Origin of the sequence: Kitasatospora sp. NPDC096204 (assembly GCF_044763205.1) — a bacterium.
Classification (GTDB): Bacteria; Actinomycetota; Actinomycetes; order Streptomycetales; family Streptomycetaceae; genus Kitasatospora.
Genome location: NZ_JBIWFT010000054.1, coordinates 12,256 through 32,510, shown reverse-complemented (window position 1 = coordinate 32,510; position 20,255 = coordinate 12,256). Strand labels below are relative to the sequence as shown.

The window sequence follows — 20,255 nt, the reverse complement described above, 5'->3', positions numbered from 1 at the left end:
AGGCCGCGGGTCAGGAGGAGGACTTGCGCCGGTGGTCGCGCAGCACCACGCCGCCGCCGATCAACAGGGCGACCAGCAGCGCGCCGACACCGAGGACGTACGTCGCGGTGCGGCCGTCGCGGTCGGCCTGGGTCTCGCCGAGGCCCACCGGGCGCGGCACGATCGGCGCGGCGGCGAGCTGCACCGGGGCGTCCGGGACGGCGGCGAGGGGCGCGTCGACGGGGGCCGTGGTGACGGCCTTCACCGGGTCCACCACGCCCCAGCCGATGAACGTGTCCGGGTCGCGCTGGGTGCGCTGCGCGGTCTGCTCGATCCAGGCCCGCACCTGGGCCGGCTTCCAGTTCGGGTGGGCTCCGACCAGCAGCGCGGCGAGGCCGGAGACGTACGGGGCGGCGAAGCTGGTGCCGTTGTCCACGCACTGGCCGCCCCCGGGCACGGTGGACAGCATGTCGACGCCGGGCGCTGCGACCTTCACGAAGCCGCCGTACTGGGAGAAGGGCGCACGCTCGTTGTTGCGGTCGGAGGCGCCGACGGCCAGCACGGTCGGGAAGGCGCCCGGGTAGGTGTCGCCCTCCTTGCCGTCGTTCCCGGTGGAGGCGACCACCACGGCCTTGTTCTCCTCGGCGTACTCGACGGCGGCCTTCAGCTCCTGGTAGCCGCCGAACCGGGCGTCGCCCGCCCCGCGCACGTCCTGGGAGATGTTGATGACCTTGGCGCCGCGCTTGACCGCCTCCCTGATCGCCGTGACCAGGGTGGAGACGTCGCCGTTGCCGTCGCTGTCGTTCTGCCGGATCGACAGGATCCGGGCGTCGGGAGCCAGCCCGACGAAGCCGGTGGTCTTGCTGGGCCGGGCGGCGATGATGCCGGCCACCTTGGTGCCGTGGCCGACCGGGTCCTCGGTGGACTTGCCCTGGATCGGTTCCTTGGTCTCCCGGTTGACCAGCAGGTTCGGGCCCTCGTCGAGCTTGCCGGCCAGCTGCGGGTTGCCGTTGTCCACCCCGGTGTCGATGACCGCGACCGTCACGCCCGCACCGGTGGTCTTACCGTCCTGCCACAGCTCGTTCAGCAGCAGGCGCTGCAGCGACCACGGCACGGTCTGCACGTCGGGCGCGGGCTTGGGGCAGTCGCCGGCCGCGGCCAGGCCGGGCCCGCCGTCGGCGTACGCCGGGGCGGCGAGCGGGCCGCCCAGCACCGCGAGCGCGGCGATCGCCGCGGCCGCCTTCCGGTACCCGTGTCGGGTCACCCTGCCACCCCTCATGTCGTCCACCCGTGCCGCGCGCCGGGGGCGGGTGCCCGGAATCCGGGTACCCGCCCCCTGTCGTTCCCCATGGAACCCGAACGTCAGCCCCAGAGCTTGGTGTTGGCGTCCTCGGTGGTCCGGTAGCTCTGCGCGGCGTTCTCGAGCGAGGTCGCGATCTGCGTGCAGACCTGCTGGAGGTCGTTGGCCTTGGCGTCCCACTTGGCCTGGTGGGCCTGGTAGCCCTGCTGGGCGGCACCCTGCCAGCTGGAGGCGATGCGGGTCACGTTGCCCTTGAGGTCGTTCAGCAGGTGGTCGATACGGCTCGCCGAAGCCTTGACCTCCTCGGCCGCCTGGTGGACGGTCTGGAAGTTGACGAGGATGTGTTCGGACACGTTGTCTCCCTTACGAGGATGAGGAGCGCCGCGAGGTCAGCGACGGGCGCTCCGCAGAGCGGTGGATCGGGACAGAACGGCGGTCGGCGCAGGTGCGGCGATCAGCGCGGATGCGGTGATCAGCCCTGGGCCGAGGAGAACATCGCCTTCTGCTCCTCTTCGGTGCTCGCGTAGTGCTTGGTGGTCATCTCGATCGCGTGCTTGATCGCGTTGAGCGACTCCTTGAGGCTCGCGATGTCCTCGTTGACCCGGTTCTGCAGGTTCGTGTAGGCCGTCGCGGCCTGGCCCTGCCAACCGCTGGTGATGCCGGTGACCGTGCTGATCAGCTTGTTCTTCTCAGCCTCGATCTTGCCGATGGCCTCTTCGATCTGCTTGGCGAAAGCCAGCATCTCCTGCGCGGTCATCGTGAACTGACCCTGAGCCATGCTCCACGTCCCCCATGAGACAACATTTGCGTGTACGGAGGGCCCAGCGGGCCGACCGTCGCATCACCTGTGTGATGTCCAGCAGCACTGTAGTCGGCACACGCAACTCACCCAACACCGATCACCGAGTAGTTACCAGACCATGACACTGGGGCCAATTCGGTTGCCGCGCTTGGCCGATCAGGCGTTCTGCGGCTGGGCGGCGCTCTTCGCCGTCAGCGGCGGACCGGCCGGAACCAGGTTCGACCACTCCTTCGGCACCGGCAGCGGCTGGACCCCCTGGTAGCCCAACCTGGCCTGGTTGCCGCCGGGTTCGTCCTGCTGCTGCCCCGGCTCCTGGGACGGCGCCCCGGGGGTCGGCGTGCCGGTGGGCTGCTGCGCCGACGGCTTCGGGGAGCCGCTCTGGCCGGGCTGCGGCGAGGCCGCGGGGCGCTGGCCGCCGTCACCGTTGGACGGGACGGAGTAGCGCAACCCGGTCTCGGTGATCAGGAAGTCGGTCCCGGAGCCGGCGGCCGCGTTGTCCATCGAGCGGTAGAACAGCCCGTGACCGGGGGTCACGTACGCCGCCCCGGCGCCGTTGTTGTACTGCGCGGGGTACGAAGTCCCGGCCCAGACGCTGCGCTTGGCCGTGCTGCCGTCCGCGGCGACGCCGTCGTAGGTGCTGCACACGACCATCCGGGCGTCCTGGCGGTCCTGCCAGTTGTTCACCGGCGCGCCGGTCTTCACCGGCCAGTCCGGGGCGGTGCCCTTCAGCGGGGCGTCCCCGCCCCACTGGGCGTTGTCGGCCGGGGTCATCTCGTCGCTGCGCGGCTTCTTGTCCTGGTCGTACTTGTAGAGCATCTGGTACGCCGGGTTCTGCCGGATCAGCTCCGCCTGGAACGGGGTGACCAGGAAGAGCTGGTCCTTGCCGACGACGTAGTGGCGGTCCTGGTAGTGCACCAGCCGGCCGATCCGGCGGTCGGCCGGGTTGCTCAGCTCCACCTTGGAGTTGGCGCCCTGGCTGTCGGCGACCGCCTCGACCTGCGGAAAGGTGATCGGGGTGGCGTTCACCAGGGTGTCCAGCCAGTCCCGCTTGACCCGCTGCGGAACCGCGTTGGGCCCGAACACCGCGGTGACCAGCGCCTTGCGCTCCTTGTCGTCCGACTGCGGCGATCCGATCGGGTGCTTGCGCCCCTGCGCGTCGACCAGGAACAGCGCGGCGCCCCCGCCGGCCGGCTGACCCGGCGCCGGCGCGGCCGAGATCTGCTGCTCGTCGGCCTGCTGCACCAGCATCAGCTGGTCCGGGCCGAGCATCCGGTCCTTGGCCGCCAGGGCCGCCGCGTCCGCGCCGGCCGCGACGAACACCGCCTGGTTGACCGTCTCCTGCTTGTCGTCCGAGCCCGGGCGGTCGCACACCGCCCACTTCATCGGCTTGCTGGCGTTGTCCGTGGTCGGCAACTTGTCCGGCGCGTACGGGATCCCGATCGTCGGCCCGTGGTTGGGGTAGCGGTCGAGCACCCCGTCGTCCACCACCACGACCTTGGCACCCGCCGGCAGCACCAGCCGCGCCGAGGACATGTTGAGCACCTGGTGCAGCCGCTTGGTCTTGTTGTCCTGGTCGGTGAGCACCACGTACCGGGTGGTCGACTGCTTGCCCTGGATGATGTTCTTGCCGTCGTCCCACTTCACCGGCGCACTCGGTTTGAAGACCCCCCAGATCCCGAACCCGGCCACGAACACCGCCCCGGCCAGCACACTCGGCAGCACCGCCTTCACCGGACGCGGCGCGTCCTCGTCGCTGCCGCCGCCGGCGGGCAGCAGGAAGGCGCCCACCGTGCGCTTGCGGGCGAAGGTGTACGCGTTCAGCTCGTCCCGGCGCGATGCCATACCTCGTCGTCCCCCTAGTCAGACGTCGTCGGGCGTTCTCAGACCGACCTGCCCCGTGGTCACCCGCCGGGCACGAACCGGCGCGAACCCTCTACGATGCGGCAGCAGACGGTGAGTACGGTACGGGTACGGTCCGCGACACAGCCAGCCGGGCCGCGACAACGGATCAGAGAGGGCCACCGGGGGATGCCAAGCCAGACCGCTCCAGGACGCCGCCGCAGCGCGGGCGGCGGGAGGACGCGCCGGGCCGGCCGGGCGCAGCGCAGCGCGCCGCCGACCGGGACGGGAACGGGGGCCGGGCCCGCGAGCGCGGGACCGCAGCCGACCGGCACCGGGGGCGGCGGCGCCGTCCAGGTGCGGGTCAACCCCCGACCGGGGCTGCTGGGCGGGCGGTTGAAGCTCCAGCAGCTCGTCCTGGTCGAGGTCGCGGCGGCCCTGGTCGCGGTCGGCTGGACGATCAGCCGCACGGTCGCGGCCGGCTTCGGCGCGGTCGCGCTGGTGCTGGTCCTGCTCGCCCTCGTCCCGGTGCGCGGCCGCACCGTCCCCGAGCTGCTGCTGGTCCGCGCCGCCCTCAAGTCCCGCCGCAAGCAGGCCAGGACGTTGCTGCCGCCGGCCGGCACCGACCCGGCGCTGGCACCCGCCCTGGAGCTCGAACCGGGGCTGCGCACCTGCACCCACGCCACCGAGGCCGAGTTCGGCGGCCGCCCGGTCCGCCGGGAGACCGGCATGGTCGGCGACGGGACCTTCCTCAGCTCGGTGTTGCTCGTCCAGGCCAAGGACCAGCCGCTGCGCCCGGCGCGCACCGCCCTGCCGCTGCCGCTGGACGTGATCTGCTCGGCGCTCACGGTCGACGACATCACCCTGGAGTCGGTGCAGCTGGTCCAGCACACCCAGCCCGCCCCGGCCCAGCACCTGCCCGACCAGTCGCTGGCCGCCCGTGCCTACCGCGAGCTGCCGGAGGGCACCGCCACCCCCGGGCTCCGGCTGACCTGGATCGCCCTGAAGCTCGACCCGGAGCGCGCGGCGACCGCCGTCCGGGCCCGCGGCGGCGGCGAGGAGGGCGCCCGCAAGGCGCTGCAGCGGGTCACCGACCAGCTGGCCGGCCGGCTCAACAGCGCCGGCTTCAACGCGACCGTGCTGGACGAGCGCGAGCTGATCGCCGCGCTGGCCATCTCCACCTGCGCCAACCCGATCGCGGTGGCCGGCCGCCAGGGCACCGGAAGCGGCGGCGGCACCACCCGCCGCACCCAGGAGGGCAACCGGTTCTGGCGGATCGACGACCGCTGGCACACCACGTACTGGATCTCCCGCTGGCCGCAGCTGAGCCGCCCCGGCGGCGCCCCCGGCCGGATCGCCGCGCCGGACCTGGTCAACCTGATCACCGGCTCCCCGGCCCTCGCCAGCACCTTCAGCCTGACGGCCGGGCACGGCACCGGCGGCTCGGTGACGGTCAGCGGGCACCTGCGGGTGACCGGCCGCAACGAGAGCGAGGTCGGCGACATCGGCCGCCTGGTGGAGACCCGGGCCCAGAGCAGCGGGCTCGGCCTCGTCCGGCTCGACCTGGAGCAGGCGCCCGGCATGCTCGCCACCCTGCCGCTCGGAGGGGCCTCCTGATGGCGTACCAGACCTACCCCACCACGGGACCGCAGCCCGGCGCCGAGCAGCGCCGGGCCCGGCCGCGGATCCTGCCCGGCTTCGGGCTGCGCGGCCCTCGCCGGGAGAAGCACGTGCTGGAGCCCGCCGACCTCGCGGCGCTGGCCTTCCCGGTCGGCGACGACGGCGTGGTGATCGGCGTCGACCCGCAGGGGCTGCCCGCGGTGCTCGGCCTGTTCCGCCCGACCTCGTACGACCTGGTGCTCGTCGGCGGCATGTGGACGGCCCAGGTCATCGCGCTGCGGGCGGCCGCGATCGGCGCCCGGGTCGCGGTGGAGACCGCCCGCGGACAGCTGTGGGGCCCGATGGCCCAGGCGGCCGGCGGAGGCCAGCCGTGCGTGACGATCCACCAGGTCGGCCGACTCGGCCCGCAGGGCGCCTCGGTGGCCTCGCCGGTCCTGGTGGTGCGCGACCTCGGCGCCCGCCCGCCGCGCAGCCGGCTCTCCGCCGCGCCCTGGCAGACCACCCTGACGCTGCTGCCCTACCTGGGCCCGAACGCCTCCCGGGTGCTGAACGCGGCCGACCTGGTCGGTGTGCAGCGGATCTCGCCGCAGGAGGCGGAACTGACCGGCCGGGTGCTGTCGCTGCCGCCGGAGGACGTGGCCGCGCTTCCCACCCTCGGCGACGACCTCACTCTGTGGGCGACCCGGATGCGGCGTCAGTACGTACGGGCCGTGGCCGGGCAGGCCGAACAGCAGGTGCTCGGCGGGCCGCGCCGGATGGACTGAGCGGCGGCTCGCCGCACCGGGCGGGCCGGCGGGGAAGCGAAGCCGCCTTCAGCGGGGGTTGCCGTACGGCCTAGTCTTTGATGCGGCAACGGCACCGCTGAACAAGCGGCGGCGAACACGAGGGAGCCAGAGTGAGCAGCGATCGGGACGGCGTCTACGTCGGCGACAACGCGGCAGAGGACGACGACGACTGGTCGGACGCGCCTGACTACACTCCCCCGTCCTGGTACGTGCAGACCGAGCCCGCGGGGGCTTCCGGCGCGGCCGCGCCGGCCGCTTCCGCACCGGCCTCCCCCGCTCCGGCCGAGGCCGACGCACCGGCGCCCGCCGTCGTTCCGGGGCAGGCTCCGCAGGCTCCGGTGCAGCAGCAGGCCCACGCCCCGGTGCCCGGCCAGGCCACCGCCCCGGCGGCCGAGGCCGTGCCGACCGCCACCCCCGTCGCCCACGTTCCGGCGCCCGCTGCCACGCCCGCCGCGCCGGTCCCGCCGGTGCAGGCCGAGGCCCAGCACGTCCCGTTCCCGGTTGCCGCCCCGGCCCCGCCGGTCACCGAGCAGCCGCAGGCCGGCGCCCCGGCCTGGCCGATGCCGGAGGCCGCGGCGCAGCAGCCCGTAGCGCAGCCGTACCCGGCGGCCGGGCCCGCGGCGGCCGCGCAGCCGGGGCAGCCCGTCCAGCCGCAGAACTTCGCGCAGCCGCCGGTCCAGCAGGCCCCGCCGCCGCACCCCCAGGACCCGCAGGGCCCGCCGGCGGCCTGGGACCCGCAGGCCGCGTGGGCCGCCCAGCAGGCCCAGCAGCCCGTCGTCCCCCAGCAGCCCGTCGCCCCGCAGCAGCCGGGCCCGCAGGCCCAGCCCGGCCAGCCGCAGCCCGGCCCGGTGGACCCGCGCCAGGGCGGCTGGCCGCAGCCCGCCGCGTACCAGCAGCCGGCCCAGCCGCAGCCCGGCCCGCAGGCCCAGCCCGGCCAGCCACAGCCCGGCCAGCCGCTGCCGGGGCACCCCGGGCAGCCGTGGCAGCAGCCGCAGGCCCCGCAACCCAGCGCCTTCCAGCAGGCCGCCGCCCCGCAGCAGACCGCGCACGGCGCACCGCTCGGCTACACCGCGGCCGTCGAACTGTCCTCGGACCGGCTGCTGCGCAGCCAGCCCAAGCAGCAGCGCCAGCAGCCGCGCTTCCAGTTCGGCGGCAAGGCCGCGGCGGCCGAGAAGGCCCGCAAGCTGGAGATCATCCGCACCCCGGTGCTGAGCTGCTACCGGATCGCCGTGATCAGCCTCAAGGGCGGCGTCGGCAAGACCACGACCACCACCGCGCTCGGCGCGACCCTGGCCAGCGAGCGCCAGGACAAGGTGATCGCGATCGACGCCAACCCGGACGCCGGCACCCTGGGCCGGCGGGTCAAGCGCCAGACCGGCGCGACCATCCGCGACCTGGTGACGGCCATCCCGCACCTGCGCAGCTACATGGACATCCGTCAGTTCACCTCGCAGGACCTGAACTCGGGCCTGGAGATCCTGGCCAACGACGTGGACCCGGCGGTCTCGACCACCTTCAACGACTCGGACTACCGCCAGGTGATCGACGTGCTGGGCCGCCAGTACCCGATCATCCTGACCGACTCCGGCACCGGCCTGCTGTACAGCGCGATGCGCGGGGTGCTGGACCTGGCCGACCAGCTGATCATCGTCTCCACCCCCAGCGTGGACGGCGCCTCCAGCGCCTCGACCACGCTGGACTGGCTCTCCGCGCACGGCTACGCCGACCTGGTGCAGCGCAGCATCACGGTGGTCTCCGGAGTGCGCGAGACCAGCAAGATGATCAAGGTCGAGGACATCGTCGCCCACTTCCAGACCCGCTGCCGCGGCGTGATCGTGGTGCCGTTCGACGAGAGCCTGGCGGCCGGCGCCGAGGTCAACCTCGACATGATGCGGCCCAAGGTCCGGGAGGCCTACTTCGAGCTGGCCACCCTGGTCGGCGAGGACATCGTCCGGGCCCAGCAGGCCGCCCAGCAGGCCGGCTGGCAGCAGCAGGCCCAGCCGCAGCCCGGCTACCCGCAGCCGTACGCCGACCCGCAGCAGCCCCAGCCCTACCCGCAGCAGGCCGGCCAGCCCGCCCCCGGGGCGCCGTGGGCCCCGCAGCCCGGCCAGGTCCCGCCGCCCCCGCCCGGGTACGGCTACCCGCAGCAGCCCGCGCCCGGGGCGCCCTGGCCGCAGCAGCCGGGCCCGGGCTACGGCTACCCGCCGGCACCCCAGCAGTGAGACGGCGGAAGGGGCCCACCGACACCCGGTCGGTGGGCCCCTTCCGCCGTCCCGGCGCTCAGGCGCCGTCGGTCAGCTCGCGGGCCCGCTTGACGTCGTCGGCCATCCGGTCCAGCAGCGCGTCGATGGAGTCGAACTTCTCCATCCCGCGCAGGTAGGCCAGGAAGTCCACGGCCACGTGCATCCCGTACAGGTCCAGGCCGACCCGGTCGATGGCGTACGCCTCCACGGTACGGGCGGTGCCGTCGAAGGTCGGGTTGGTGCCGACCGAGATCGCCGCCGGCATCCTCCCTCCTTGCCCGCTCTCGGGCAGGAGGGGCCCGTGCCGTACGACCGTCAGCCAGCCCGCGTACACGCCGTCGGCCGGGATCGCGCTGTGCGGCACGGTCTCGACGTTGGCGGTCGGGTAGCCCAGCTCGCGGCCGCGCTGCGCGCCGCGCACCACCACGCCCTCGACCCGGTGCGGACGGCCCAGCACCTCGTTGGCCCCGGCCATGTCCCCGGTCTCCACCAGCCGGCGGGTCAGGCTGGAGGAGAACGGCTCGCCGTCCCCGGCCGTGCCGCACACCTGGAGGTCGACCACCTCGACCTCGAAGTCGTCCGCCCGGCCCAGCTCGCCGAGCAGCGCGACGTCCCCGGCCGCCCGGTGCCCGAAGCGGAAGTTGGGGCCCTCGATGACGACCCGCGCGCGCAGCGCGTCCACCAGCACCTGCCGGACGAAGACCTCCGGGGACTCCTGGGAGAACTCGGTGGTGAACGGCAGCACCAGCACCGCGTCCACGCCCAGCTCCGCGATCAGCTCGGCACGGCGCGGGTGCGGCGCGAGCAGCGGCGGGTGGCTGCCCGGGCGGATGACCTCGCGCGGGTGCGGGTCGAAGGTCACCACGACCGAGGGGATGCCGAGTTCACGGGCCCGCTCGACCGCCCGCCCGATGATCAGCTGATGTCCGCGGTGCACCCCGTCGAACGAGCCGATGGTGACGACGCTGCGTCCCCAGTCCCCGGGGATCTCCTCCAGGCCACGCCAGCGCTGCACCTGACCGCTCCTTGTTCCGTACGGTGCGTACCCTCTGTACGCTCAAACGCTCAAAACCCGAACCCCTATAGCGTGCCATGCGCCTGCCCCGGCTCAGGCACCGGAATACGGGTTGAGCCCACCGAGGGCCCCGCCGACCGCCCGGGCACGGCCCGCTCGGCCTCCGCGGCGGCGTACCGCGCGTCCCGTCCGGCCGCCGCCAGGGCCCGCATCCGGGCCGGCCCGGGACCGTCCGGGGCGGTCGGCGCGGCACCGGACGGCCACCGGGCGAGCAGCCGGGCGAAGGCCGCCGACCGCCCGGCGCAGCGCACCAGCAGCTCGTCCGCGCCCGGCAGCCCCGCGGTGGCCCTGGCCAGCACCGCCCGGGCCCGGGCGGGGTCCTCGGCCGCGCAGTGCTCGGCGAGCCGCTCCACGACGGCGGTCAGCACCGCCGGGTCGGTCTCGGCGGCGAGCAGGGCGTCCAGCAGCTCGCGGCGCAGCGCGTCCGCCGCCGGGTCGGCCACCGGGACGGACAGCACCTCGGCGAACGGCCGCCGGACCGCCGCGCCGCGGTCGGCGAGCGCGGCGCCGAGCAGCATCCGCAGCTCCGGCCGGCCGCCCGGGCCGACCGCGGCGGCCCGCCCCAGCCGGCGGCCGAGGTAGTCGACGGCGACCGGACCGGCCAGCGCCGGGTTCCCGCGCAGCAGCCCGGCGGCCAGCTCGACGCCCCGCCGCAGGGCCGCCGGGGCGGTGGCGTCGGCCAGCACCCGCAGCGTCTCGGCGGGGGCCGCACCGGGGGCGGCCGCCCGGTCGGCGAGCGCGGCCAGGACGGGTTCCGGGTCGCTCTCCAGGGCCGGGCCGAGCGCCCGCGGGGTGAGGAAGGCGTCGCCACCGGCCCGGAACCGGGCGAGCGCGGCCGGCAGGTACTCGGCCCTGGTCACCGGGTCGCCGACCAGCAGCGCCAGCGCCGCCCCGTGCAGACCGGGCTCGTCCTCGCGGGCGAGCAGGGTCAGCGCGGTGTACCGCAGCAGCTCGACCCCGGCACCGGAGGCGTACGGGGCCGTCCGCAGCGCGTGCACGGCGGCCGCGACGTGCCGCTCGGGCCGCCGGTCGTGGCTCCAGCGGTCCACCGCGCGGCAGAGCGCGGACGGCTCCTCGGCGGCCAGCACGGTGAGCAGCGCGTCCGCCCGCGGGTGCGCGGCGGCCGCCAGCGCGTCGGCCAACTCGTCCAGGGCGAGCCGGCGGTGGGCGAGCAGAAGGTCGTGGGCGATGTCGGCCGTCGTGCGTCCGGGGCGCCCCGGCAGGCCGCGCGCGTCCTCGAACCAGGCGCAGAGCAGCGGGAACACCGCGACCGGGTCGGCGCGCAGCCGCTCGGCCACCGCGGCGAGGAAGCGCTGCCCGGGGCCGTCGGCGGGCACCAGGCGGCGCAGCAGGGCGAGTTCGGTCTCGACGGGCAGGCCGAGGCCGGTCCAGAAGGCCGGGCCGAAGCGGCCGAGCCAGGCCGCCGGGAGCGCCACCGCACCGGCCGCGCCCGCCCGTTCGGCGATCCGGGACGCCAACTGTTCGAGCAGGGCCACGTGTTCGGAGCGGTCCGGGCTGGCGGCGAGGCCCGCGGCGAGCAACCGGGCCGCCCACCAGGCGGGTTCGCTGCCCGGCGGGCGCAGGTCGAGGGCGCGCCAGATCCGGTGCAGCCACGGGTCCAGGGCGCCGGCGCCCCAGGTCTCCGCCACCCGGCGCAGTGCGGCGGCGACCGGGCCGATCCGGTGCCGGGCGACGGCGTTCACCCCGGCCGGCTCCCCCGCCGGGTGGCCGCCGGGCTCCCGCGCCTCGTCGGCGGGCCACGGCGGGGTGTCCTCGGCCTCGCCGAGCAGCAGCCGCAGCGCCGCGTCCAGGTCCAGGTGCCGGCCCTGCAGCCAGTCCGCGAACTCCCCGTGCGCGAAGCGGAATCCGGGCCCGGCCGGGACGAACAGGCCCTCGGCGAGCACCGCGGTGGCCCAGCCGCCCTCGACCGGGAACAGCTCCTCGAAGACGGCCCGGTCCAGCCCGCCGCCGCACCGGTCGCCGAGCATCCGCCGGGCCGCCTCGTGCACCCGTCCGGCCACCGCCGCCGCGAGCCGGCGCACCCGGCGGTGCCGCGGCCCGCCCGGGCGCACCGCGCCCCGCCGGTGGGCGCCCGGGCGGCGCGGCCGGTCGTCCTCGGCCAGCCGCTGGGCCACCCGCAGGCAGCGCAGGTCCAGGACGGCGCCGAACAGTTCGCTCCGGCGCACCGGCCCGTCGTGCAGCCCCTGCGCCCACAACTCCCCGGCCAGCCGGACGGCCAGCGGGTGCCGGGCGTCCTCGGCGGCGGCCGGGCGGCCCGGCGGCAGCCCGTACCGGCGGCGCACCCGCTCGGCCGCCTCGGGGGGCAGCGGGCCGAGCCGCTGCCCGGCCAGGCTCGGCCCGCCCGCGCCGCGGCCGTCCATCCGCACGGTGGGGGCGCTGCCCAGGTCGCCGTCCGGGTGCGGCTCCTCCGCGCGCCGGGGGCCGGGGGTGCCGTTCCCCCAGGTCTCGGCGGCGAGCAGCTCCCACAGCTCCTCCCCGCAGGCCGTCACCAGCCGGGCCCCGCAGCCGGTCAGCCACTGCCCGGCGCCGCGCAGCCAACGGGCGTCCACCGGCAGCGGGGCCTCCTCGGGGCCGTCCAGCACCACCAGCAGCCGCCGGCCGGCCGCCGCGCACAGCGCCGCCACCGGCTCGGGCGCGGGCGCCGGGGTGCCGAGCCCGGCCGCCGCGGCCGCCAGCGCGCGTTCCACCGGTTCGGCGAGCGAGCGGTCCCCGGCGCGCAGGTCGGCGCCGCGCAGCCAGAGGGTGGGCAGCGGGTGGGCGCCGCCGGTGCGGCGGGCGGCCAGCGCGGCCAGTTCGGTGGTGCGCCCGCTGCCGGGGGCGCCGACCAGCACGGTGACGGTCGCGACCGGCTCGTCCCCGGCCAGGCCGTCCGGCCGGTCCACCCGGTCGGCGGCCAGGTGGGGCAGCCGGCCCGGTCCGGCGCCGGCGGCCGCCACCTGGGCGGCGGTCAGCCGCAGCACCCCGGCCAGGTTGAGCGCCGGGCCGTAGCCGGGCACCGCCGCCGCGTTGCTCGCCAGCAGCCCGGCCAGCACCTCGGCGCCGCCCGTTCCGCCCGGTGGGCCCGCCCCGACCGCCGCCGCGCCCACCGGCACGGCCGGCAGTGCCCCGCCGTGCCGGGGCCCGCGCACGGCGGGCGCGGCCAGGGCGACCACGGCCCCGCTGCGGGCGTCCAGCACCGGCGAGCCGGCCGGCACCGCGACCCCGCCGACCACCGGCACGTCCAGCAGCAGTACCCCGGCCGACCGGTGCCCGCCGTACGCCGCGTCGGCGACGCCGAGCAGTCCGCAGCGCAGCGCGACCACCCGTCCGTCCTCCCCCACCAGCGCGGGCAGCAGCACCTCGGGCCCGGCCGCGACGGCGGCCAGCGGCAGCGGCGGCACCGGCAGCCCGCCGACCGCCTCGGTGCGCAGCAGCGCGAGCCCGTACCCGGGCAGCGGCAGCACGGCGTCCGGGCCGAGCACCCTGGTCTGCCCGCCGGGGGTGTGCAGGACGACCCGGTCCAGTCCGGCGACGCTCTCGTGGGCCGTCAGCACGACCCCCTGCGGGTCGGCGACGAACCCTAAGCCGTGCAGCCGGCCGTTGAGGTCGCGGATCCGCAGCAGGTACCGCCCCGGATCGCCCTCCGGAAAACCCGGCATCTCGTGCCCCCTCGGCCGTCGCTCGCCCGCCGCCCGGAGCCTGCCCGCCGAGGTGCCCGCCCGACCGCGCCCGCGCTGCTCACCACGGGCGTTCACTCCGTGCGCTCCCTCGCGCGGGTGAACGGCGTCCGGGAACGGCGGAGCCCCCGTCGGGATGACTCCCGACGGGGGCTCCGAACGGCTACCGGACCGTCAGCCGACGAAGACCGCGACCGGCTTCGCCTGCCCGCCCTGCTCCTCGACCAGCGCGAGGAAGCGCCCGTCCGGTCCGAACACCGCGATCGGCCCGTCCACGCCCATCCCGGGCGCCTTCAGCCGGGCGCCGTGCGACAGCTTCTGCGCCGAGGCCTCGTCCAGGTCCCAGCGCGGGAAGGCGGCGGCCGCGGCGTCGGCGATCGGCAGCACCTCCAGCGGCTTGGCGGACTCGCCGGTGACCTCGGCCTCCAGCTGCTCCAGGGTGCGCGCCGACTCCACCCCGTACGGCCCGACCTTGGTGCGCCGCAGCGTCGTCAGGTGCCCGCCGACGCCCAGCCCGGCGCCCAGGTCCCGGGCCAGCGCCCGGATGTAGGTGCCGGAGGAGCACTCGACGGTGACGTCCAGGTCGATCACCGGGGTGCCGTCCTCGGCGACCGCCGCGCGCTGCTCGTGCACGCTGAAGGAGTGGATCGTGGTCGGCCGGGCCGCGAGCTCGAAGTCCTCGCCCTCGCGGACCCGGGCGTACGAGCGCTTGCCGTCGATCTTGATCGCGCTGACCTTGGACGGCACCTGCATGATCTCGCCGGTGAGCGCCGCGATCCCGGCGTCGATCGCCTCCCGGGTGACGGCGTCGGCCGGGGTCGAGGCGGTCACCTCGCCCTCGCGGTCGTCGGTGACGGTGGTCTGGCCGAGCCGGATGGTGGCCTCGTACGTCTTGGCGGTGAGCATCAGGTGGCCGAGCAGCCGGGTGGCCCGCTCGACGCCGATCACCAGCACGCCGGTGGCCATCGGGTCCAGGGTGCCGGCGTGCCCGACCTTCCGGGTCCCGGCCAGCCACCGCAACTTGGCGACGACCCCGTGCGACGTGATGCCCTCGGGCTTGTCGACGATCACCAGGCCGTCCGGGCCGGTGCCTTTGCGCTTCATCGGGTTCTTTCTCTCAACAACATCAGCGGAGATGATCAACGTACCGGTCGCAGCGCGCCCCGGAACCGCTCGACCACTGCGGCCACGTCCTCCCGGACGCTGAATCCGGCCGCGTAGACGTGCCCCCCGCCGCCCAGTTCGGCACAGGCCGCCGCGACGTCCACCGCGCCCTTGGAACGCGAGGAGCCGCGCAGCGTGCCGTCCGGGTCCTGCTTGAGCACCAGCGCCACCTCGGCCTCGGCCGGGCGGCGCAGGATGTCGATCAGTCCCTCGATCTCCTCGACCGTGACGCTGAACAGCGCGAGGTCCTGGTACGGCACCCAGGTCCACACCAGGCCCAGTCCGTCCGCCGCCTCCGGCTCGTAGACGGCCCGGTCGAGCGCGCCGGCGAGCACCTTGAGGTAGCCGAAGGAGGAGGTGTCCCACAGCTGCCGGGAGATCAGGTCGTGCCGGATACCGGTGGCCAGCAGCCGGCCGGCCAGCTCGTGGGTGGCGGGCGTGGTGGCCCGGTACTTGAACGAGCCGGTGTCGGTGGCGACACCGGTGTAGAGGCAGGTGGCCAGCTCCTGGTCGAGCACCACGCCGAGCCTGCGCAGCAGTTCGTCGACCAGCACGGCGGTGGCCGGCGCGGTCGGGTCGATCAACTGGTGGGTGCCGAAACCCGGGTTGGAGGCGTGGTGGTCGAACACCACCAGGACGGGCGCGGCGAAGGCCTTGTCCCGGAGCAGGCCGAGCCGGCTCTCCGCGGCCACGTCGAAGCAGAGCACCAGTTCGGGCACGTCCGGCACCTCGCCGGCCGGCACGATCAGCTCCTGGCCGGGCAGGAAGGCCAGCGACTCGGGCACGATCTGCGGGTCGTCGCCGAAGGAGACCCGCACCCGCTTGCCGAGCGCGCGCAGCGCCAGCGCGGCCGCCAGCGAGGAGCCCAGCGCGTCGCCGTCCGGGCAGATGTGGCAGATCAGGTCGATCGAACGGGCCCGCCCGATCTCCGCCACCACCTGCTGCCAGAGCAGCTCGAACCCGCTCTCCTCGGTGCGCGGGCCCGGGAGTGCCGCGAGGGCACCCTCCACCGTGGTGGTGGAGGACGCCCCCGTGGTCGATCCGGCTCGCGAGGCGGCCCGCGCCGGCTCACCCGCCATGACTACTCGTCCTCGTCGTCACGCTCGGACGCCGGAACCCGGTACGGGTCCGCGTCGCCGGCGTAGCTCGCTCCCGCGGCCTGGGTGCGCACGGCGGCGTCCGAGGTGCGGGCCCGGTCGAGCGCGTCGTCGATGTTCCGGGCGTTGTCCGGCAGCGCGTCCGCGACGAAGGTCAGCGTCGGGGTGAAGCGCACCCCGATCTTGCCGACCTCGGAGCGGATCACGCCCTTGGCGCTCTCCAGCGCGGCCGCGGTGGCCTCGCGCTCGGTCTCGTCACCGAAGACGGTGTAGAAAACGGTGGCCTCGCGCAGGTCTCCGGTCACCCGGGTGTCGGTGATGGTCACGAACCCCAGCCGGGGGTCCTTGATCCGCCGCTCCAGAGTCTGGGCGACGACCACCTGGATGCGGTCGGCGAGCTTGCGCGCCCTTGCGGTGTCGGTCACGTTGCCTCCTCGTGCAGTGGGCCCGGTACCCGGGCGAGCTGCGCACCCGTCGGGGCCCACGCCCCAAAGTACCGGCCCGCGCCCGGCCTTGCGGGCGCTCTCGGTCCTGATCCGTGTGAGAACGGCGACTTCCGCCGGCCGGCTCCACGGTCCTCATTCGTCGTCGTCGTTGTGGTAGCGCCTCCTCGCGGAGAGGAGTTGCACCTCGGGGCGGCCGGCGACCAACCGCTCACAGCTGTCCAGGACCTCGGTGACGTACCCGGCTTCGCCGGAGACCACCGCGAGGCCGATCTCGGCCCGGCGGTGCAGGTCCTGGTTCCCGGTCTCGGCAGCGCACACGCTGTACTTGCGCTGCAGTTCGGCCACGATGGGCCGCACGATCGAACGCTTCTCCTTGAGCGAGTGGACGTCGCCCAGCAGCAGGTCGAAGGTGAGTGTTCCCACGAACATGTGTGACAGGTCTCGCCGACCTGGAAGGCCTCGGGGGCAGCCCGGAACCGGGCTGGTGCCACTGTTTCTGACTACTCCCGGACCCTACACAGCGAGACCGGGGCCGGTCGACGGAAATACCACCCGTCGACCGGCCCCGGCTGACACCGACTAGGCGCGCGGCTTCTCGCGCATCTCGTAGGTCTCGATGATGTCCTCGACCTTGATGTCGTTGAACGACCCCAGGGTGACACCGGCCTCGAAGCCCTCACGGACCTCGGTCGCGTCGTCCTTGAAGCGGCGCAGACCCTCGATGGTGAGGCTCTCCGCCACGACCTTGCCGTCGCGGATGAGGCGGGCCTTGGCGTTGCGGCGGATGATGCCGTCGCGGACCAGGACACCGGCGATGTTGCCGAACTTGGAGGAGCGGAAGACCTCGCGGATCTCCGCGGCGCCGAGGCGCACCTCCTCGTACTCCGGCTTGAGCATGCCCTTGAGGGCGTTCTCGATCTCCTCGATCGCCTGGTAGATGACCGAGTAGTACCGGACGTCCACGCCTTCCTTGTCGGCCGCGGCGCGCGCACGGCCTTCGGCGCGCACGTTGAAGCCGATGATGATGGCGTCCGAGCCCATCGCCAGGTCCACGTCGGACTCGGTGATGGCACCCACACCGCGGTGCAGGACCCGGAGCTCGACCTCCTCGCCCACGTCCAGCTTGACGAGGGCGTCCTCGAGGGCTTCCACCGAACCGGAGACATCACCCTTGATGATGAGGTTGAGCTGCTCGATGGAGCCGGCGGCGATGGCCTTGTCCAGGTCCTCCAGGGACACCCGGACGCGACGCTGCGCGAAGGCGGCGTTGCGGTCGCGGGCCGAGCGCTTCTCGGCGATCTGGCGGGCGGTGCGGTCCTCGTCGACGACGATGAAGCTGTCGCCGGCGCGGGGCACCGAGGTCAGACCGAGCAGCAGCACCGGGCGGGACGGGCCGGCCTCGGTGAGGTTGTTGCCGTTCTCGTCCAGCATGGCGCGGACGCGACCGTAGGCGTCGCCCACGACGATCGAGTCACCGACGCGGAGGGTACCGCGCTGCACGAGCACGGTCGCCATGGCGCCGCGGCCCTTGTCCAGGTGCGCCTCGATGGCGATACCCTGCGCGTCCTGCTCGGGGTTGGCCCGCAGGTCCAGCGAGGCGTCCGCGGTCAGGACCACGGCCTCCAGCAGCTGGTCGATGTTCAGGCCCTGGCGCGCGGAGATGTCGACGAACATGGTGTCGCCGCCGTACTCCTCGGCCACCAGGCCGAACTCGGTCAGCTGGCCGCGGACCTTGGTCGGGTCGGCGCCCTCGACGTCGATCTTGTTGACGGCGACCACGATCGGCACACCGGCGGCCTTGGCGTGGTTCAGCGCCTCGACCGTCTGCGGCATGACACCGTCGTTGGCCGCGACCACCAGGATCGCGATGTCGGTGGACTTGGCACCACGGGCACGCATGGCGGAGAACGCCTCGTGACCCGGGGTGTCGAGGAAGGTGATCGGACGCTCTTCGCCGTTCACGATCGTCGCCACCTGGTAGGCACCGATGTGCTGGGTGATGCCACCGGCCTCGCCGGCCACCACGTTGGACTTGCGGATCGCGTCCAGCAGGCGGGTCTTACCGTGGTCGACGTGACCCATGACGGTGACGACCGGCGGGCGCGGGGCCAGCTGGTCCTCGTCGCCCTCGTCGGCGCCGAAGTCGATGTCGAACGACTCCAGCAGCTCGCGGTCCTCGTCGTCCCGGCTGACGATCTCCAGCTGGAAGCCCATCTCGCCGGCCAGCAGCTCGAGGGTCGCGTCGGAGACCGACTGGGTCGCGGTGACCATCTCACCGAGGTTGAACATGACGGAGACGAGCGCGGCCGGGTTGGCGTTGATCTTCTCCGCGAAGTCCATCAGCGAGGCGCCGCTCGACAGGCGAACGGTCTGGCCGTTGCCGCGAGGCAGCATCACACCGCCGACGGACGGGGCCTGCATGGCCTCGTACTCCTGGCGCTTCGCCCGCTTCGACTTACGGCCACGCGCCGGGCGACCGCCCGGGCCACGACCGAAGGCGCCCTGCGTGCCACCACGGGCACCCGGGCCGCCGGGACGACCGCCGAAGCCACCGGGGCGCGGGCCGAAGCCACCGCCGCCACCCGGGGCACCGCCACCGGGACGCGGACCGCCGAAGCCACCGCCACCGGCCGGACGCGAGCCCGGACCGGCCGGACGGCCCTGGAAGCCGGGACGGGCGCCACCGGCACCCGGACCACCCGGACGGCCGCCGGGGCCACCCGGACCACGGCCACCCGGACCCGGACGCGGGCCGGCCGGACGCTGCGGCATCATGCCCGGGTTCGGGCGCGGCATGCCGGACGGGGTCGGGCCACCGGGACGCGGCGCGGCCGGACGCGGCATGCCGTCGGGACGCGGACGGTCGCCACCCGGACGGGGAGCACCGGCACCGGGGGCACCGGCCGGACGCGGACGGTCGCCACCGGGACGCGGGGCACCGGCACCCGGAGCACCGCCCGGACGCGGACGGTCGCCACCCGGACGCGGAGCACCGGCACCGGGGGCACCGGCCGGACGCGGACGGTCGCCACCGGGACGCGGAGCGCCGGCACCCGGAGCACCGCCCGGACGCGGGGCGCCGCCCTGGCCGCCCTGACGGCGGTCGCCGGGACGGCCCATGCCGGTGGCGCTACCCGAGGTGAACGGGTTGTTGCCCGGACGCGGACCGGCCGGACGCGGGCCCGGACGGGCACCGGCGGCGGCCTGGCCACCCGGGCGCGGGGCCTGGGTGGACGGACGCGGGGCGTCGCCGGCCGGAGCCGGCGAGGAGAACTCGGCCGCGGGCGCGGCCGGGGCCGCCGGAGCGGCGGGACGCGCGGCCGGGCGCGGGCCCGGAGTCGGCGCGCCCGGCCTCGGGGCGGCGGGGGCGGCCGGCGCGGAAGGCGCGGCGGCAGCCGGGGTCGGACGGGGACCAGGGGTCGCGCCGGGGCGCGGACCCGGAGTCGGAGCCCCCGGCTTCGGGGCACCCGAGCCGGCGGCGGGGGAGGGCGCCGCGGTCTTCCGCGGGCCCGGCTTGGCAGCGGATCCACCACCGGTGGGGGCCACACCAAGCGCGTCAGTCAGCTTGCGCACGACCGGCGCCTCGATCGTCGAGGACGCCGAACGGACGAACTCACCGAGCTCGGTGAGCTTGGCCATGACGGCCTTGCTCTCCAAGCCAAGTTCCTTGGCGAGTTCATAAACCCGGACCTTAGCCACTTCACTCCTGTCTATGAGTCCGGGGGTCTCGTCCGCCGGACTGTCGCTACTTCATGGGCGTACCCATCGCGTACTCATCGCGTACTCATCGAGTGCTCATCGCAATCTCGACCTACTTCCACATCGCGAGGTACCTGACTGGTGGCACGACGCGCGGCTGCCCGCATGCCGTGCTTGTTGCGGTGGTTCTCCGCCGCGCGAGCGGCGGCCGTCGCGGGAGACGGCCCTGCTACGAGGCTTCGTCCGCCCGCTCCCCGATGAACCCGCGGAGCCGCTCCGTGTCGAGCGCTCCTTGGAGCCGGAAGGCCCGGGGGAACGCCCGACGGCGGACCGCGAGGTCGAGGCAGGCCGGATCGGGGTGCACGTGAGCACCCCGGCCCGGGAGTGCGCCACGGGGATCAGGGACGCACTCGCCCTCGACCGCCGTGACACGCAACAGCTGGTGCTTGGCCGCGCGCTTGCGGCAGCCCACGCAGGTGCGTTCCGGGCGTGCTCGGACATGCGTCCGGCCAGACGAAGGCAAGTCTAC

Annotated in this window: 15 protein-coding genes; 3 read left to right on the top strand and 12 right to left on the bottom strand. The window is 74.9% G+C overall.

What is annotated here, in order from left to right; translation table 11 throughout:
• Positions 1-10 precede the first annotated feature (10 nt).
• From mycP to ACIQ87_RS36830, 4 genes are all read right to left on the bottom strand, one after another.
• Positions 11-1,243 (bottom strand): type VII secretion-associated serine protease mycosin, encoded by a 1,233-nt coding sequence (gene mycP / locus ACIQ87_RS36845; protein ID WP_402415837.1) that lies wholly within the window; start codon positions 1,241-1,243, stop codon positions 11-13.
• Between the two features lie 98 nt (positions 1,244-1,341).
• On the bottom strand, positions 1,342-1,632 hold the full coding sequence (locus ACIQ87_RS36840) for a WXG100 family type VII secretion target (RefSeq protein ID WP_402415834.1): 291 nt from the start codon (positions 1,630-1,632) through the stop codon (positions 1,342-1,344).
• Between the two features lie 119 nt (positions 1,633-1,751).
• Positions 1,752-2,057, bottom strand: a complete 306-nt coding sequence (locus ACIQ87_RS36835) for a WXG100 family type VII secretion target (protein ID WP_392884231.1) — start codon at positions 2,055-2,057, stop codon at positions 1,752-1,754.
• A 180-nt stretch (positions 2,058-2,237) separates the two neighbouring features.
• A complete protein-coding gene (locus ACIQ87_RS36830) occupies positions 2,238-3,923 on the bottom strand; it encodes a type VII secretion protein EccB (RefSeq protein WP_402415831.1) in 1,686 nt (561 codons plus the stop codon).
• A 186-nt stretch (positions 3,924-4,109) separates the two neighbouring features.
• Here ACIQ87_RS36830 and eccE point away from each other — a divergent pair, with 186 nt between their 5' ends.
• The 3 genes from eccE to ACIQ87_RS36815 all read left to right on the top strand — a co-directional run bounded on the left by eccE (position 4,110) and on the right by ACIQ87_RS36815 (position 8,547).
• Positions 4,110-5,537: a type VII secretion protein EccE gene (gene eccE / locus ACIQ87_RS36825; RefSeq protein ID WP_402415828.1), complete on the top strand. Its 1,428-nt coding sequence runs from the start codon at positions 4,110-4,112 to the stop codon at positions 5,535-5,537.
• On the top strand, positions 5,537-6,304 hold the full coding sequence (locus ACIQ87_RS36820; RefSeq protein ID WP_402415825.1) for a hypothetical protein: 768 nt from the start codon (positions 5,537-5,539) through the stop codon (positions 6,302-6,304). The genes eccE and ACIQ87_RS36820 overlap by 1 nt, the downstream gene beginning before the upstream one ends.
• A gap of 131 nt (positions 6,305-6,435) precedes the next feature.
• Positions 6,436-8,547 carry a MinD/ParA family protein gene (locus ACIQ87_RS36815; protein ID WP_402415823.1) on the top strand — a complete coding sequence of 704 codons (2,112 nt, stop codon included), beginning with the start codon at positions 6,436-6,438 and terminating at the stop codon, positions 8,545-8,547.
• Positions 8,548-8,605: 58 nt separating this feature from the next.
• On the opposite strand, the gene ACIQ87_RS36810 is transcribed toward ACIQ87_RS36815, so the two are convergent.
• The 8 genes from ACIQ87_RS36810 to ACIQ87_RS36775 form a co-directional block, all read right to left on the bottom strand.
• The gene (locus ACIQ87_RS36810; RefSeq protein ID WP_402415820.1) at positions 8,606-9,583 is read right to left on the bottom strand and encodes a bifunctional riboflavin kinase/FAD synthetase; all 978 of its coding nucleotides are present in this window, start codon (positions 9,581-9,583) and stop codon (positions 8,606-8,608) included.
• A gap of 65 nt (positions 9,584-9,648) precedes the next feature.
• Positions 9,649-13,302, bottom strand: coding sequence for a serine protease (locus ACIQ87_RS36805; RefSeq protein ID WP_402415817.1), 3,654 nt, complete (start codon positions 13,300-13,302; stop codon positions 9,649-9,651).
• Between the two features lie 192 nt (positions 13,303-13,494).
• A complete protein-coding gene (truB, locus tag ACIQ87_RS36800; RefSeq protein ID WP_402415814.1) occupies positions 13,495-14,424 on the bottom strand; it encodes a tRNA pseudouridine(55) synthase TruB in 930 nt (309 codons plus the stop codon).
• A gap of 35 nt (positions 14,425-14,459) precedes the next feature.
• Complete coding sequence (locus ACIQ87_RS36795) at positions 14,460-15,563, bottom strand: bifunctional oligoribonuclease/PAP phosphatase NrnA (RefSeq protein ID WP_402415812.1); 1,104 nt, start codon at positions 15,561-15,563, stop codon at positions 14,460-14,462.
• 2 nt (positions 15,564-15,565) lie between these two features.
• Entirely contained in the window at positions 15,566-16,006 is a 441-nt protein-coding gene (rbfA, locus tag ACIQ87_RS36790) for a 30S ribosome-binding factor RbfA (protein WP_402415809.1), read from the bottom strand.
• A gap of 153 nt (positions 16,007-16,159) precedes the next feature.
• Positions 16,160-16,456, bottom strand: a complete 297-nt coding sequence (locus ACIQ87_RS36785; RefSeq protein WP_030289887.1) for a DUF503 domain-containing protein — start codon at positions 16,454-16,456, stop codon at positions 16,160-16,162.
• A gap of 150 nt (positions 16,457-16,606) precedes the next feature.
• Entirely contained in the window at positions 16,607-19,726 is a 3,120-nt protein-coding gene (gene infB / locus ACIQ87_RS36780; protein WP_402415806.1) for a translation initiation factor IF-2, read from the bottom strand.
• 229 nt (positions 19,727-19,955) lie between these two features.
• Positions 19,956-20,249 carry a YlxR family protein gene (locus ACIQ87_RS36775; RefSeq protein WP_402415803.1) on the bottom strand — a complete coding sequence of 98 codons (294 nt, stop codon included), beginning with the start codon at positions 20,247-20,249 and terminating at the stop codon, positions 19,956-19,958.
• Between the last annotated feature and the right edge of the window lie 6 nt (positions 20,250-20,255).

Bases quoted from the DNA above. Each gene is read 5' to 3' on its own strand.
- ACIQ87_RS36835 (WP_392884231.1), bottom strand. From the start codon at position 2,057: ATGGCTCAGGGTCAGTTCACGATGACCGCGCAGGAGATGCTGGCTTTC.
- ACIQ87_RS36830 (WP_402415831.1), bottom strand. From the start codon at position 3,923: ATGGCATCGCGCCGGGACGAGCTGAACGCGTACACCTTCGCCCGCAAG.
- eccE (WP_402415828.1), top strand. From the start codon at position 4,110: ATGCCAAGCCAGACCGCTCCAGGACGCCGCCGCAGCGCGGGCGGCGGG.
- ACIQ87_RS36820 (WP_402415825.1), top strand. From the start codon at position 5,537: ATGGCGTACCAGACCTACCCCACCACGGGACCGCAGCCCGGCGCCGAG.
- ACIQ87_RS36805 (WP_402415817.1), bottom strand. From the start codon at position 13,302: ATGCCGGGTTTTCCGGAGGGCGATCCGGGGCGGTACCTGCTGCGGATC.
- truB (WP_402415814.1), bottom strand. From the start codon at position 14,424: ATGAAGCGCAAAGGCACCGGCCCGGACGGCCTGGTGATCGTCGACAAG.
- ACIQ87_RS36795 (WP_402415812.1), bottom strand. From the start codon at position 15,563: ATGGCGGGTGAGCCGGCGCGGGCCGCCTCGCGAGCCGGATCGACCACG.
- ACIQ87_RS36785 (WP_030289887.1), bottom strand. From the start codon at position 16,456: ATGTTCGTGGGAACACTCACCTTCGACCTGCTGCTGGGCGACGTCCAC.